The following is a 14565-nucleotide window of genomic DNA, read 5'->3' on the forward strand; positions in this document are numbered from 1 at the left end:
TTTGAAGACAGAATGGGTGCCGACTTATGGTTACCGTTCATTTTCGCAGGCTCAAGCGCATATACTGAAATATTTAATCGGGTATTACAGCCAACTTAGGCCACATCAGCATAATAGCGGTATGAGTCCGAACGTGGCAGAGGAAAAATACTGGATTAACTATAAACTGGTGGCCAGTTTTTCTTGACCACTACAGATGGATAGGTACACATTGCCAACGGGCGCCTGTCACGATCGAGGTTAATCGTTGGCCCCGGTGTCGGATGGCGCGCGGCCCACATCGTGATAATGATTGGCATTGTGCTGGCGCTTATACCGACCTACGCCTGGTTTATATATCGGTGGTGCCATTGGCGACGATGACACAAGCCCCGGTAAGATGTTGGATAAGTGCATATTGTCAACGGGCGCCTGTCACGATCGAGGTTAATCGTTGGTTCCTATGTCGGATGGCGCGCGGCGGAAATCACACCAAGCTTGCGCGATCGAGAAGGCGCTTATACCGACCTACGCGATATTCAGGCTTTTTGAATACAGAGCGCTTCGCTTACGGAATACGGAAAGAGACGAGACGCGTCGCTTCTAGAGGCTAGAAACGAGAAAAGACTGCCGCATACTCGCATCGGGGCTTTTGCTCTTTCTAACCACTTGCTTCTAACAACCGGCCGTTAAAAGAATCATTCGAGACAATATACTCCGCATTTCGAATTAATTCGTCATCCATCTCAAAGGTTGCGCGATGTCGGTGGCGTGGCACAATGCCTCCCACGCGGATCTTTAGCCCGGAAAGCTCTTTGGCCCAGCGCTGGGTTAAGCCGCCAATCATGGCATTGGCAACCGTACCAGGGGTAAGATGAGCGCCAGCGACATTAATGATCACACCGGGGCGACCACGTTGTTGCATACACACTACCGCGTGCTGAACCACCAGATAACACTGCGAGGTTGTATTGGTCAGCGTTCTCGGCATATCACACCAAGCACCATTGTTAAATAAACTGGGCAATATATCGCCTTGCCATTGGTTGATGAGCACATCAATGCCGCCAAAAAGTTGCGTCACTTGTACGAACGCATCATGGACAGAAGCTGGTTGATCATCGGTCAAACAAATCGGCTGGACGCGCCCAGCATAGGGACGGCATTGATCGGCACTTAAGCGCAGTGCTGGCCATTCAGTATCGAGCAATGCGACATCAGCACCAAGCGAGCAAAAATGCTCTGCCATTGCGCGTCCCGATGATGAGCCGCCGGCGGTAATAACGACCACTGCGTTATCGATCTTCATGGTCAATTCCTTAATGGTATCAATAAATTAGCGAATCACGCCTTGCCTTTTACACTCAAGCTAATCACGTGAAAGTGACAGCTTACTCACACCTTATTCAAGCGTGGCAAGATAATACTGGACCATAATTACGCCGACTGCGAAAAAAAGGCTCAAAACGTCTGGTCGTCTGGCAGAAATATTGTTGGGAATTGAGAGACGATCACAATTTCGATAAGGATCATGGAACCCTATCAGGATCAACTTGCGATCTTCGTTGTTATGCGTTTACACGCATTTTATCGAAGCAATGCGATGTGGTGAGTTTTTCATACAAGGTGGCAGGGTTAAAAGCGGGGCGGCTTGGGGTTGCATCAGCTAAGTGACGACGCTCATGACCGGAAAGATTATGGTAGACCGATTCATCAAAGCCGTGCGTACCCTGGGGCGGATAATGCATAGCGGCCGGAGCAAGTTGAAAGCGCAAATTGGCGCTGGCTAAACCGCCACGGTGAAAGGCATCGGCTTGGGCACTGGCGCGCTGATAATCTTCTTCATTGCTAGCCGCCAAGGGTTGCGGCTCTGCCAGCTGGAACTGCTGGCGCAATACCGCATCATTACTGATAGGGTTGTCGGTGAGGGTGAGTGGCGTTGACTCATTTGCATCCCCGGAAAGCAGCGCCATCATCAACGCAAAGTCGGAACGACGCCCTTGCACCACCGCCTGATTGAGGTTGCCCCCAAACTGGGCGTCGCTAATAAGCTGCGCTTTGTCGATGGTATGGATAGTCACTGCGGTTACCCTAATTCGTATCGTGATTGTGCGGATGTGTAATAGGGTATCGGCCGCGTACGGTAAACTTTAGTGTTTTTTTATCCGGTTTGTGCCAGTTGGGGCGACAATGGCTGCGTACTTTGTCCAGCAAAATGCTGCATCGAAAACGCCACGCGATCGTCTGGCATCAGCGGGTAGCGCCGAGGTGGAAGTGACTCAATCAGCCGTAACCTTGGCAGCAATCCGCAACCATTAGCAATTTGGATCGCAAGACCAGGCCGTGCATTAAGCTCGAGTACCATCGGGCCCTTCTCTTTGTCTAATACCATATCTGTCCCCATATAACCTAAGTCGGTCATCTCCCAGGCGCTGGCTGCCAGCGTGAGCAGCTGCTGCCAATGAGGCACTTTCAGGGTATAAAGGTCATGTTCCGTGTCCGGGTGATGGGTGATGGGGCGGTTAAATTGCACCGCCTTTAGCGCCTTACCGGTGGCCATATCTAGCCCGACGCCTACTGCCCCTTGGTGCAAATTGGCCTTGCCATCAGATGCTGAGGTCGACAGCCGCATCATCGCCATCACCGGATACCCTTGAAACACAATCACGCGAATATCAGGGACCCCTTCATAGCTAAAACCGCTGAAGCTATCGTCGAACGCGATCAAGTTCTCGACCACGGCAACATCCGCTTTGCCACCGAGCGAGAACAGGCCTGCGAGCGTATTGGTGATATGACGTTCAACATCGATGTGGCTCACGGTCTTGCCAGAGGCCTTGGTATAGACCCCTTGATGATTTTTCGTCACCACCAAAATGCCTTTACCGCCTGAGCCTTGCGCCGGTTTAATCACAAAACCGGGCCAATTTGCCACCATGTGATGAATACGTTTGACGTGCGCTTGGCTATCAATCACGCCGATTAACTCAGGGACGGTAGCGCCGGCTTGCTGGGCGATCAACTTGGTTTTAAGTTTGTCATCCACTAATGGATAAAGACGCCTATCGTTGTAACGACCAATGTAACGGATATTACGCTGGTTCATCCCCATAATACCGGCGTGAYTCAGGCGAAAGGGAGAGGCGAACCKTGAAAAGAATTTAATCATCACGACCGCCCCCATCCTGATGTGCTAACGGGCGAAACCGCTTCAACTCCGACAAGCGGTAGCCGGTGTAATTACCCAGCATTAATATCAATGCCAAGATCACTAGCTGCAAGCCAATAAAGTTAAAGGTCAGATGCCGGACCAACTCATTGGTCATCGCCAAATACACCAACACCGCAGTGACGAGTGAGCCACCGCCTTGAATGACCACTTCTTTTGCGCCTTCCTCTTCCCATAAAATCGACATCCGCTCGATGGTCCATGACAGAATAATCATTGGGAAGAAGGTGATGGTTAGCCCTTCCATTAAGCCGATACGGAACGCGATCACGCTAAATACCGAAATAATTAAAATGACCGTGATAATCACCGCGGAAATTCGCGCCACCAGCAGTAAATTAAGCCGGGAGAGATAGCTTCTTATCACCAGCCCAGTGCCGACGATCAACACAAAGCCAACAATCCCAGTGAGTAATTGGGTTTGCACAAAGGCGACCGCAATCAGCACTGGCATAAAGGTCCCTGAAGTCTTTAACCCCACGATCACGCGCAAGAACACCACAATCAGCGCGCCAATCGGGATCAGCATAATGGTTTTAAACATCGCCTGCTCTTCAATGGGCAAGCTATGAATAGAAAAGTTAAGTAGGTTATCGGCGGAAACCTTCGCCGAGGTGGCCTGTTGTGGGCTGATATCTTGGGAGATAATTGAAAAATGTACCTGGCTATTTTCACCGCCTATCACTTCTAACAATGGTCCGCCGTGCTGGTTCCAGAGCAGGGCATTACTGTGATGGCCATTTTGCCCAGTGGTTAAATCAAACAAGTGCCAGCGTGTGTCTTGCCACACTTGTAGCATAGGAGAGATAGTTTGGCGACGTCGCCCATCTTCAAGCTCCAAGCCACCGACCACGCGCGCATGCACACCTTCCAGTGCCAAGGTTTTTCGTAGGGCGTCGGGTTTGTCGAGGGTATTGAGTAACAAAGCCGCGTTTTGACTATCTGGGCTATTAAATTGTTTGATGAGCTCACGGGTCAACGTCATGTTGTCCGCCGAGCGCGCCCGTGCACGATCCAGCAGTGCTAACGCCGCATTTTTGGCAGCATTATCCATCACAGGAAGCGCCACCTGCTCTTCATCAGGTGGGGGCATGTTATAGCGCGCACTGTCGTCGACTAACATTTGGTTTTTAAAATAAAGGGTTTGCTCACCGCTGGCTTGGCGCGTCGACCACTGTGCTTGGCGGCCATGTTCAGTGTTAAGCAATGAAAAACCATAGCCTGCCGAGGAGGTGCTCTCATCGATAAGCGTCAGCCCAGGTTGGCTATCTGGTGCGGCAAGACTAACTTTTACTGGGCCATTATCGGCATCAAAGTTAATTCTGGCCTCAATTTGCCAAACTTGGCGGGTGTTTTCCGCTTGCCAAGGCACCCCATAACCTAGGTGACGATAGGCACTGAGTGCGATACCGGCCAAAATTAAAAAGCCGATCAAAAAGTAAAAAGGAACCCGTGAAACCATGTTGATTACCTATTTTCGTAAAGCCTATTCTTGTAGAGCCGGTTCTTTAGACGTTGATGGCGACTGACGATCATCATTAGGCTCTTTGGGTGTATCCGGCTGATATTTCGGATGAATGTGCACTTGGCTGACATCTACCACAGCTAAATCTTTAAAAAACGAACGGCCCAACAATACGGGATATTCCATATTGGTACGATCCGCGAGGGTAAATTCGGTTTTTTCGTGAATGTTGCCCACCCGGATCCACGCTTCAACCACGGGGCGGCGGTCAGCTTTATCGGTCGATGATTGGCGTATACGCGCCCAGCGCTTTACGGGTATTTCCATAAATACCGACTGGTCATTGTCTTCACTGTGATTGATATTAAACTTGACCCAGGTGTCACCATCGCGCTCAAATTCTTGAATATCCACCGCATTGAGTGACGAGGTTGCCGCGCCGGTATCTACGCGCGATCGGAAGGTGGATTTGGTTTCATCAAACCAAATCCACTCACGTGCGCCAAGGACTACTTTGTCGTTATTCACGGGTACCCGGACCACTTTTTCTTGAATTCTAACTTCCGGTTTTGGGTTGGCAAAATTGGCATACATTTTTGCCTGAGTCCGCTGCATGACATTTAATTTATCAGCCAGTTGACGCATCTCGTCGGTCAATACGGTCAGAGTCTTGTCATGCGCTTTTAATTGGTTCTGTGTGGCCGTTTGTTGCTCATGCACATGGGTGGCGGTGGTATGAATGGTATTAAGCGTTTCTTTGTGCTGGTGCTGTGAAGTCAAGGTACAGCCAGAAACGATAACGAGCAAACCACCAATCAATGTGTAGCGATAAACCATGTAAAACCCTCAGCGCTGAAAAGATAATTCTAGTATATGCTTGAAATATAGCTTGTAAATGACTTGATCGCGAAGCCGATTTGTATTTCATCAGTCGGTTTATGTCGCTTAGCCTAACAGGAACGATGAAACGACAAGCTGTGGACGCAGATTCTAAAGGATGCGACCAAGATGGATAGAGAGGTTCTGTCAAATGTTAGTCAGAATTGACTAAACGTTGATTATCTCAACGCTATCGGTGAAAAATTGCCCGAAAACAGGCAGTCGCGCCCTTGTCCATACAGTGAATAACACTAAAAGGGCGTAGATCGCGACATCAGCGTCAGCGTTGCGTGTGCTCTAGGTTAAATTAACTACACTCGATCAAATTAACTACAGCACACGCCGCCTGGCGCGATTTAATCAGGATTGCGCGCCACTAAAATTGCGCGTTTAGGCGCCGGATACCCTTCGATGGTTTGCGTCGGGTCATCTGGGTTTAGGTACTCTGGCAACGAGTTATGGGTCATCCACGCCGTGCTGCGCTGCTCGTCGGTGGTGGTGACACATTCATCGACAATACGGACATCGACAAATCCGATTTTTTCCAACCACACTTTGAGCGCGCGCGCCGAAGGGAAAAAGTAGACATTGCGCATTTGTGCATAGCGGCCTGATGGCACCAATACAGCGTTTTCATCGCCATCAATCACCAAGGTTTCCAGTATCAGCTCACCGTCTTTCCCCAACTGATCTTTGAGTTGCATTAGATGATCGAGCGGCGAGCGACGGTGGTAAAGCACGCCCATGCTAAACACGGTATCAAATGCACGCAGGGCAGGGAGTTTTTCGATTCCTAAGGGCAGCAGATGCGCGCGTTGGTCATTGCCCATTAAGCGACGAATGGCGTCGAACTGCATTAAGAAGAGCTCAGAGGGATCAATACCCACGGTCAGAGCCGCCCCTTCACCCAACATCCGCCACATGTGGTAGCCATTCCCACAGCCGACATCGAGCACATAGCGCCCTTTGAGCGGAGAGATATGGGGAAGCACCCGATCCCACTTCCAATCCGAACGCCACTCGGTGTCGATATCCATACCGTGAACCTGATAAGGCCCTTTGCGCCATGGGTGAAAGCTACGGAGCAGATTTTCTAACTTTTTACGCTCACCGGCAGGCAAGCTGGTGGCATCGCCAATCTGGACCCTATCTTTTAGCTCCACCTGCTCGGGCGCATCGGTCGGGATTTTATTCAGCACTTTTATCCACTTTGGCATATCGCCATGGGGCTGGGTTTGCCACTCCGCCAATTGCGCCGGCAGAACTTCTAACCAGTGAGAGAGACGGTTTTTGGCGATCAGTTGATAAAAATCGGAAAAATCAAACATCAGATTACTCGTACTTAATGGCGTGTTTCGCTGAATCAAAAGGTTGACTGGATCAATGGTGTAACTCGATCAATGGTGTAACTGGATCAATGATCTAAATAGGTCAACAGCGTACCGGGATGACGGGATGCATCGCTTTATGTCATCGCTTACCCTATTTAATCGCGAACATCGACCCAAAGTTAAAACATTGAAACCACATGGCGACACTGCTAAAACCAATCTCGCTCAATCGCGTTTTATGGGTATCAATGCTATCTGGACGCATCACGTTTTCCAGCGCACTGCGTTTTTGACTGATCTCAAGCTCGCTGTAGCCATTGGCGCGTTTAAAGTCATGGTGCAAGTCAATCAGCAGTTCATTGGCGGTTTCGTCTTCAAAGCAATACTTCTCCGACAAAATCAGGATCCCGCCCGGTTTTAATCCCTGATAGATGCGGGTGAGTAGCGCTTGGCGATCGTCAGGGCTTAAAAATTGTAGGGTAAAATTAAGCACCACCATGGAGGCATTAGTGATCGTCACGTCGCGAATATCGGCTTCACGCACCTCAACATCGGCAGCACCGCGATAGGCATTCACATGCAAACGGCAACGCTCCACCATCGCTTGTGAATTATCAACCGCGATGATGGTACAGCTATCATGAGGAATATGGCGGCGCATCGACAAGGTGGCGGCGCCCAACGAGCAACCGAGATCGTAAATATGGCTATCTGGCGTGGCAAAGCGTTTCGCCAGCATACCAATCGCCGAGATAATGTTGCTGTACCCAGGCACCGAGCGCTGGATCATATCCGGGAACACTTCGGCGACATTCTCATCGAAGGTAAAGTCGCCCATCTTCTCAATCGGCGCCGCGAAAATTTTATCCTGATTAGCCATATAAGCCCCTACAAATCAGCCCAGCTGGCCAGTGTGAGCACCTGACGCCAGCAAACCCTATCGCAAAAGCGGCGTATTGTAGTGAATTTTTCAGCGCCTGTCTGCACGGTGAGCGCGCACCTTGCGTGGATACACTAAAACAGTGACCCTTGCTGACTTTGCGCGGCGCGGGTGACTGAAGCCAGTGGCGTTGATAAATCAAGATGTTGATACAAGTGTGCCGCGAGCGCCGGGGCTTGATCATTATCCGAAGTATGAATCATTAAATAGGGCGTTTTGCCCGCGGCTATCCATTGAGATAAACGTGGGATCCATGGTTCAAAAAATGCGCTATTGTCTGCCAGCTCAGGATGACCAATAAACCGCACCATAGGCGCATCGCTGGTGGCAATCGCATGCACGGGGACACGCGGCTTTTTCTTTTGTGCATCAATCACCGCTGGCGTGTCCGGTTTCGCCGCGAACACAGGACGACTGTCCATGATCACTCGGTTGGCATGATGGGCGATCAAGAGTCGATTCAACGCCTTCTCTGCCTCTCCTTTGGCAAAAAAAGCCGGGTGCCGTACTTCCACGCCGATAAAGATATCCGCCGGTAAGCTTTGCAAAAAGGCGGCCAGATCCGGCAAGCCCTCAGGACCAAAGCGGGCCGGCAGCTGAATCGTCCACTGGCCAATTTTATCATGGAGAGGCGCCATCAAATGAATAAAATCCCGCGTTAAATCTTGCGCATGGCGCAACTGGCATTGATGGGTAATGGTTTTGGGAAACTTAAAAGTAAATTGGAAAGTATCTGACGTCGCGGTCGCCCAATTCGCCACCGTCTGTGGCGACGGCGACGCGTAAAAGGTGGTATTGCCCTCAACTGTATTGAATACCTCTGCGTAGCGGGCTAAACGCTCACCCGAACGGGTACCTGGAGGATAAAAATGGTGCTGCCAACTGGGATGAGACCACTGGGTCAAACCAAGGCGCAACGGCGGATCGGACAGTTGATGTAGCATCAGAGACATAGCGTCGTTATGATCGGTCAATACACGTTGCGGTAGCCTAATCGCAACAGGGATAAAAAACCATATGAAGGATAAACAGAATAAAAACACGCGATCGCTTTACCAAGAGCGGGGCTTTTCCTTTATAATGGCAGGTCTTTGACAGTAACGGCAGTCGCAGGGGCGTATCGTCAGGTACGACAAAGGCTGTTGTCGAATTTCCCTCAGAATTGACAGGCTTGTGCCCAAGGGGGCAAGCAGAATTATCAGAACAGATCAGGAATAGTCTATGCGCACCCAATATTGTGGTCACCTGAATAAAGCCCATGTCGGGCAAGAAGTAAGTCTTTGTGGTTGGGTTAATCGTCGTCGTGATTTGGGCGGCTTGATTTTTATCGACATGCGCGACCGTGAAGGTCTGGTGCAAGTTGTGATTGATCCTGATATGGGTGATGTTTACGAACATGCCAATAAACTGCGTAACGAATTCTGTGTTGCCATTCGTGGTGAAGTCCGTGCACGTCCAGACAGCCAAATCAACCGTGATATGGCCACTGGCGAAGTCGAAGTGGTGGCGAAAGGGTTAGAGATTATCAACCGCAGCGCACCGATGCCGATTGACTTTAACCAGTTTATCTCTGAAGAGCAGCGTCTTAAGTACCGCTACCTCGACTTGCGTCGTCCAGAGATGAGCGATCGCATTAAACTGCGTGCCAAGGCCACCAGCTTTGTCCGTCGTTTCCTGGATGAGAACGACTTTTTAGATATCGAAACCCCGGTACTGACCAAAGCAACCCCGGAAGGTGCGCGCGATTACTTGGTGCCAAGCCGCGTTCACAAAGGCAGCTTTTATGCCTTGCCACAATCGCCACAGCTGTTTAAACAGCTACTGATGATGTCCGGCTTCGATCGCTATTACCAAATCGTGAAGTGCTTCCGAGATGAAGACTTGCGCGCGGATCGCCAACCAGAATTTACCCAAATCGATATCGAAACCTCGTTCATGAGCGCTGAACAAGTACGTGACGTGACCGAGCAAATGATCCGCGAAATGTGGCAGTCGCTACTCAACGTTGATTTGGGTACCTTCCCCATCATGAAATATGAAGAAGCGATGCGTCGGTTTGGCTCTGATAAGCCAGACTTGCGTAACCCGCTTGAAATCGTCGATGTGGCCGACATTGTCAAAGACGTTGAATTTAAAGTCTTCTCTGGCCCAGCGAACGATGAAAAAGGCCGTGTGGCAGTCATCCGCGTGCCAGGTGGCGCCAGCTTATCTCGCAAACAAATTGATGAGTACACCCATTTTGTTAGCATTTACGGCGCCAAAGGCTTGGCATGGATGAAGGTCAACGATCGTGACGCCGGCTTTGACGGTATTCAATCGCCCGTCGCCAAGTTCCTTAACGCGGATGTCGTGGAGAGCATTCTGTCACGCACTGACGCGCAAAGCGGGGACATTATCTTGTTCGGCGCCGACAAAAAATCGGTAGTCACCGAAGCGCTGGGCGCATTGCGTGTAAAATTAGGCTTGGATCTTGAACTGACCGACACCCAAGCTTGGACTCCGCTGTGGGTCGTGGACTTCCCGATGTTTGAGGAAGACGACGAAGGTAACCTGCACGCCATGCACCACCCATTTACAGCGCCAACTGACGTCACGCCAGAGCAGCTAAAAGCCAATCCGGCCGCGGCGAACTCCAATGCCTACGACATGGTGATTAATGGCTATGAAGTCGGCGGTGGCTCGGTGCGTATTCATAACCCAGAAATGCAAGCAGCCGTCTTTGAGACCCTGGGCATTGACGAACAAGAGCAGCGCAAGAAGTTCGGTTTCTTGCTCGACGCGCTAAAATACGGCACTCCACCACACGCAGGTTTGGCATTTGGTATGGACCGTTTGGTGATGCTGCTGTCTGGCACCGAGAACATTCGTGACGTCATTGCGTTCCCGAAAACCACCGCCGCAGCGTGTTTGATGACGGATGCGCCAAGTATTGCCAATGACGCCGCGCTTGAAGAGCTAGCGCTCAGCATTACCGTGGCAGCCGAGCAAAACGAACAAAGCGAATAACGTTACCTTAACGTCATTTCATCAACGCGCCTCAGACTGAAAAGCCAAGGCGCGTTTTTTCTGATTACTCCTTTCACGTGAGGGGAGCGCAAAAAAACGGAGAATCGATATGGCAGGTCACAGTAAGTGGTCGAATATTAAACACCGTAAAGCCGCTCAAGACGCGAAGCGCGGTAAGATTTTCACCAAACTGATTCGAGAATTAGTGGTTGCCACCAAAGAAGGTGGTCCCGAAGCAGAAACCAATCCACGCTTGCGTGCGGCGGTCGATAAAGCGCTATCTAACAATATGACACGCGACACCATCAACCGAGCGATCACACGCGGAGCTGGCGGTGATGGCGATGACAACATGGAAACCGTGATTTACGAAGGGTATGGCCCAGCGGGCACCGCGGTGATGGTGGAATGTATGACCGACAACCGCAATCGTACCGTGTCAGGTGTTCGTCACGCATTTTCCAAATCTGGTGGTAACCTAGGCACTGACGGCTCGGTTAGCTTCCTATTTGATAAAAAAGGCGTTGTGACCTATGCGTCTGGCCTGGAAGAAGACGATGTGATGGAAGCGGCACTCGAAGGCGGGGCAGAAGACGTGGTCACCTATGACGACGGCTCAATCGATGTCTACACCACCCCCAATGATTTTGGTACCGTCAAAGATGCCCTCGACAAAGCCGGGTTTGAAGCGGAACGCGCCGAAGTGACCCAGGTGCCATCGACCAAAGCCGAGTTAGATGCAGATACCGCACCGAAGTTACTGCGTCTTATCGATACGTTAGAAGACCTTGACGATGTGCAAGAGGTTTATCATAACGGGGATATCTCGGATGAAGTGGCAGCGAGTTTAAGCTAAATGACCATTATACTGGGGATTGACCCAGGTTCGCGGATCACCGGTTATGGGGTGATCCGCCAACAGGGGCGGCATCTTGAATACCTCGGTAGCGGGTGTATTCGGACAGAAACCGACGACTTACCCGGTCGCTTGAAGTATATCTACGCAGGGGTGAGTGAAGTGATCACCCAATTTCAGCCGGACAACTTTGCCATCGAACAAGTCTTTATGGCCCGTAATGCCGATTCGGCGCTTAAATTGGGCCAAGCACGGGGCAGTGCCATCGTTGCGGCGGTGAATGCCGATCTACCGGTATCTGAATACGCAGCAAGGCTTATCAAGCAAGCAGTCGTCGGCAAAGGTAGCGCGGATAAAAAGCAAGTGCAGCATATGGTCACCCACATGTTGAAACTCAGCGCCACCCCCCAAGCCGATGCCGCCGATGCCCTTGCCGTGGCGATTTGCCATGCCCACACCAACCACACCCTGATCGCCATGGCCGGCAAAGCCAACGCCGCCCGCCGCGGCCGATATCGGTAAAAGCGCTTTTTACTCTTTACTCGTTCCCACGCTCCTGCGTGGGAATGCATACAATGACAAAATTTATATATCGATGGTGCCATTGGCGTCGATGACACAAGCCCCGGCAAGATGTCCACAATGATGTACTATGCCAACGGGCGCCAGTTGCACTGCGCCTGTTACGATCGGCGCCAAATTTAACATTGGGGTTAATCTTTGGTTTTGATGTCGGATGGCGCGTAAAGCCGTTCCTAGGCCCTAGGCCCTAGGACCTAGGAACTTTATCTACCAGAGCTGGCACGATATGCTCTTTCCGTATTCCGTATTCCGTATTCCGTATTCCGTATTCCGTATTCCGTATTCCGTATTCCCTCAATTCGACTGGATATACATCCAGTTATTCTTTATCCTGAAGGGAAAGTAACAAACAGAGAATCGATTGTGATAGGCCGATTACACGGAACCCTGATAGAAAAGCAGCCGCCGGAGATTTTAATTGACGTAAACGGCGTCGGTTACGAAGTGAGCATGCCCATGAACTGTCTATATCAACTGCCGGACGTGGGCGAGACGGCCACTGTGTATACCCACTTTGTGGTCCGTGAAGATGCGCAATTACTCTATGGTTTCAGCGGTAAACGCGAGCGGGCGCTGTTTCGGGAAGTGATCAAAGCCAATGGCGTAGGGCCTAAGCTCGGATTAGCGATTTTGTCGGGAATGACAGCCAATCATTTTGTCGACAGTGTTGAGCATAACGATGTATCGACCTTGGTGAAAATTCCCGGGGTAGGGAAGAAAACCGCGGAACGCTTGGTGATTGAAATGCGCGATCGGCTTAAAAACTGGGAAGCATTCGATCTCTTTACCCCGCATACGGATGCGGCTACTGGCGAGGGGGCGGCCACTCGTCCAGCTCCGACCACGGTCTCAACCGCGGCAGATGAAGCGGTGAGTGCCCTGGTCGCCTTGGGCTATAAAGCAGCACAAGCAGAAAAAGTGGTAAAACAAATTGCAACCGATGACATGAGCAGTGAAGACGTGATCCGTCACGCGCTGCGCTCGATGGTGTAACCCATGATAGAAGCTGATCGTTTAATTTCGGCGCAAACCACGCCCGATCGCGAAGATGAAGTGATTGATCGCGCGATACGTCCCAAGTTACTAGAAGATTACCAAGGCCAAGACCACGTACGTGGGCAAATGGAAATTTTTATCCATGCCGCACGCAAACGCCAAGAAGCCCTGGATCACCTGCTGATTTTTGGTCCGCCCGGCCTCGGTAAAACCACTCTGGCCAATATTGTTGCCAACGAAATGGACGTGAGTATTCGCACCACCTCAGGCCCCGTGCTAGAAAAGGCCGGTGATCTTGCCGCCTTGCTCACCAATCTAGAGCCTCATGATGTGCTGTTTATCGATGAAATTCATCGCCTAAGCCCAGTGGTGGAAGAAGTCTTGTATCCCGCCATGGAAGATTACCAACTGGATATTATGATTGGTGAAGGGCCAGCCGCCCGCTCGATTAAAATCGATTTGCCACCGTTTACCCTGATTGGCGCCACCACCCGTGCGGGTTCACTGACATCCCCCCTGCGTGACCGTTTTGGTATTACCCAGCGTTTGGAATACTACAACGTGCGTGATTTAACCGGGATTGTAAAACGCAGTGCGCATTGCTTGGCGTTGTCGATGGAAGACGAAGGGGCCGAGGAAGTGGCGCGTCGTTCACGTGGTACACCACGGATTGCCAACCGTTTACTCCGCCGTGTGCGCGACTTTGCCGAAGTAAAAGGCAGTGGCCACATCTGTCCCGATATCGCCCAGCGCGCCTTGGATATGCTGGACGTTGACAGCCAAGGGTTTGACTACATGGACCGCAAACTGCTCAACGCCATTATTGAAAAATTCGATGGGGGGCCGGTCGGCTTAGATAATCTGGCCGCGGCGATTGGTGAAGAAAAAGACACCATTGAAGATGTGATTGAGCCTTATCTGATCCAGCAAGGCTATTTACAACGCACCCCGCGTGGCCGAATTGCCAGCCAGCGCGCCTATCTGCATTTTGGCTTTGATGTGCCCAAGGCGTGACAAAAACCGGCCGAAAGCTTAACTGAGATCAAGACATTTTTTACCAAAACCGCCCCATTGACCGCCAATCAATGGGGTTTTTTGATCTAGATTAAGGTTATGTAGCACGCGACCCCTTATCGTTACTCCCATCTGCTGACAATTACAGTCAACCAGAGTGAGATGTGGCTTTGAATTACAGCCAATAATCACCTGGTTTCTTTGTGGTTAATCACAATTTTACACCTCGATGTCGATACTTTGTTGTTTGCAACTGACTCGACAAACCCGGGAAAAGGCGATTAACGC

13 protein-coding genes and 1 pseudogene are annotated in these 14565 nt (G+C 50.8%); 6 read left to right on the forward strand and 8 right to left on the reverse strand.

What is annotated here, in order from left to right; translation table 11 throughout:
• Positions 1–187 (forward strand): annotated as a pseudogene (locus tag BZG77_RS14975) (IS3 family transposase); the annotation flags it as partial.
• A gap of 453 nt (positions 188–640) precedes the next feature.
• Here BZG77_RS14975 and BZG77_RS13395 read toward each other — a convergent pair.
• From BZG77_RS13395 to BZG77_RS13430, 8 genes are all read right to left on the reverse strand, one after another.
• Entirely contained in the window at positions 641–1288 is a 648-nt protein-coding gene (locus tag BZG77_RS13395) for an SDR family NAD(P)-dependent oxidoreductase (protein ID WP_077647591.1), read from the reverse strand.
• Positions 1289–1547: 259 nt separating this feature from the next.
• Entirely contained in the window at positions 1548–2060 is a 513-nt protein-coding gene (locus tag BZG77_RS13400) for a VC2046/SO_2500 family protein (RefSeq protein ID WP_077647592.1), read from the reverse strand.
• Positions 2061–2140: 80 nt separating this feature from the next.
• Positions 2141–3148 (reverse strand): alpha-L-glutamate ligase-like protein, encoded by a 1008-nt coding sequence (locus BZG77_RS13405; protein WP_077647598.1) that lies wholly within the window; start codon positions 3146–3148, stop codon positions 2141–2143.
• Positions 3141–4670, reverse strand: coding sequence for an inactive transglutaminase family protein (locus tag BZG77_RS13410; RefSeq protein WP_077647593.1), 1530 nt, complete (start codon positions 4668–4670; stop codon positions 3141–3143). The genes BZG77_RS13405 and BZG77_RS13410 overlap by 8 nt, the downstream gene beginning before the upstream one ends.
• Positions 4671–4694: 24 nt before the next feature.
• Positions 4695–5510 carry an ATP-dependent zinc protease family protein gene (locus tag BZG77_RS13415; protein ID WP_077647594.1) on the reverse strand — a complete coding sequence of 272 codons (816 nt, stop codon included), beginning with the start codon at positions 5508–5510 and terminating at the stop codon, positions 4695–4697.
• A gap of 398 nt (positions 5511–5908) precedes the next feature.
• On the reverse strand, positions 5909–6880 hold the full coding sequence (gene cmoB, locus BZG77_RS13420; RefSeq protein WP_077647595.1) for a tRNA 5-methoxyuridine(34)/uridine 5-oxyacetic acid(34) synthase CmoB: 972 nt from the start codon (positions 6878–6880) through the stop codon (positions 5909–5911).
• Positions 6881–7034: 154 nt separating this feature from the next.
• Positions 7035–7763: a carboxy-S-adenosyl-L-methionine synthase CmoA gene (gene cmoA / locus BZG77_RS13425; protein ID WP_021022363.1), complete on the reverse strand. Its 729-nt coding sequence runs from the start codon at positions 7761–7763 to the stop codon at positions 7035–7037.
• 134 nt (positions 7764–7897) lie between these two features.
• Positions 7898–8767 (reverse strand): DUF72 domain-containing protein, encoded by an 870-nt coding sequence (locus tag BZG77_RS13430; RefSeq protein ID WP_077647599.1) that lies wholly within the window; start codon positions 8765–8767, stop codon positions 7898–7900.
• Positions 8768–9044: 277 nt separating this feature from the next.
• On the opposite strand from BZG77_RS13430, the gene aspS reads away from it, so the two are divergent.
• From aspS to ruvB, 5 genes are all read left to right on the forward strand, one after another.
• Positions 9045–10829 (forward strand): aspartate--tRNA ligase, encoded by a 1785-nt coding sequence (gene aspS, locus BZG77_RS13435; protein WP_021022365.1) that lies wholly within the window; start codon positions 9045–9047, stop codon positions 10827–10829.
• Positions 10830–10938: 109 nt separating this feature from the next.
• Complete coding sequence (locus BZG77_RS13440) at positions 10939–11685, forward strand: YebC/PmpR family DNA-binding transcriptional regulator (RefSeq protein ID WP_077460427.1); 747 nt, start codon at positions 10939–10941, stop codon at positions 11683–11685.
• Positions 11686–12207 carry a crossover junction endodeoxyribonuclease RuvC gene (gene ruvC / locus BZG77_RS13445; RefSeq protein WP_077647596.1) on the forward strand — a complete coding sequence of 174 codons (522 nt, stop codon included), beginning with the start codon at positions 11686–11688 and terminating at the stop codon, positions 12205–12207.
• 423 nt (positions 12208–12630) lie between these two features.
• Positions 12631–13260, forward strand: coding sequence for a Holliday junction branch migration protein RuvA (gene ruvA / locus BZG77_RS13450; RefSeq protein WP_021024357.1), 630 nt, complete (start codon positions 12631–12633; stop codon positions 13258–13260).
• 3 nt (positions 13261–13263) lie between these two features.
• Entirely contained in the window at positions 13264–14277 is a 1014-nt protein-coding gene (ruvB, locus tag BZG77_RS13455; RefSeq protein ID WP_077647597.1) for a Holliday junction branch migration DNA helicase RuvB, read from the forward strand.
• Positions 14278–14565 lie beyond the last annotated feature (288 nt).

This window comes from Salinivibrio sp. IB643, from assembly GCF_001996105.1.
GTDB classification, from domain to species: Bacteria; Pseudomonadota; Gammaproteobacteria; order Enterobacterales; family Vibrionaceae; genus Salinivibrio; species Salinivibrio costicola.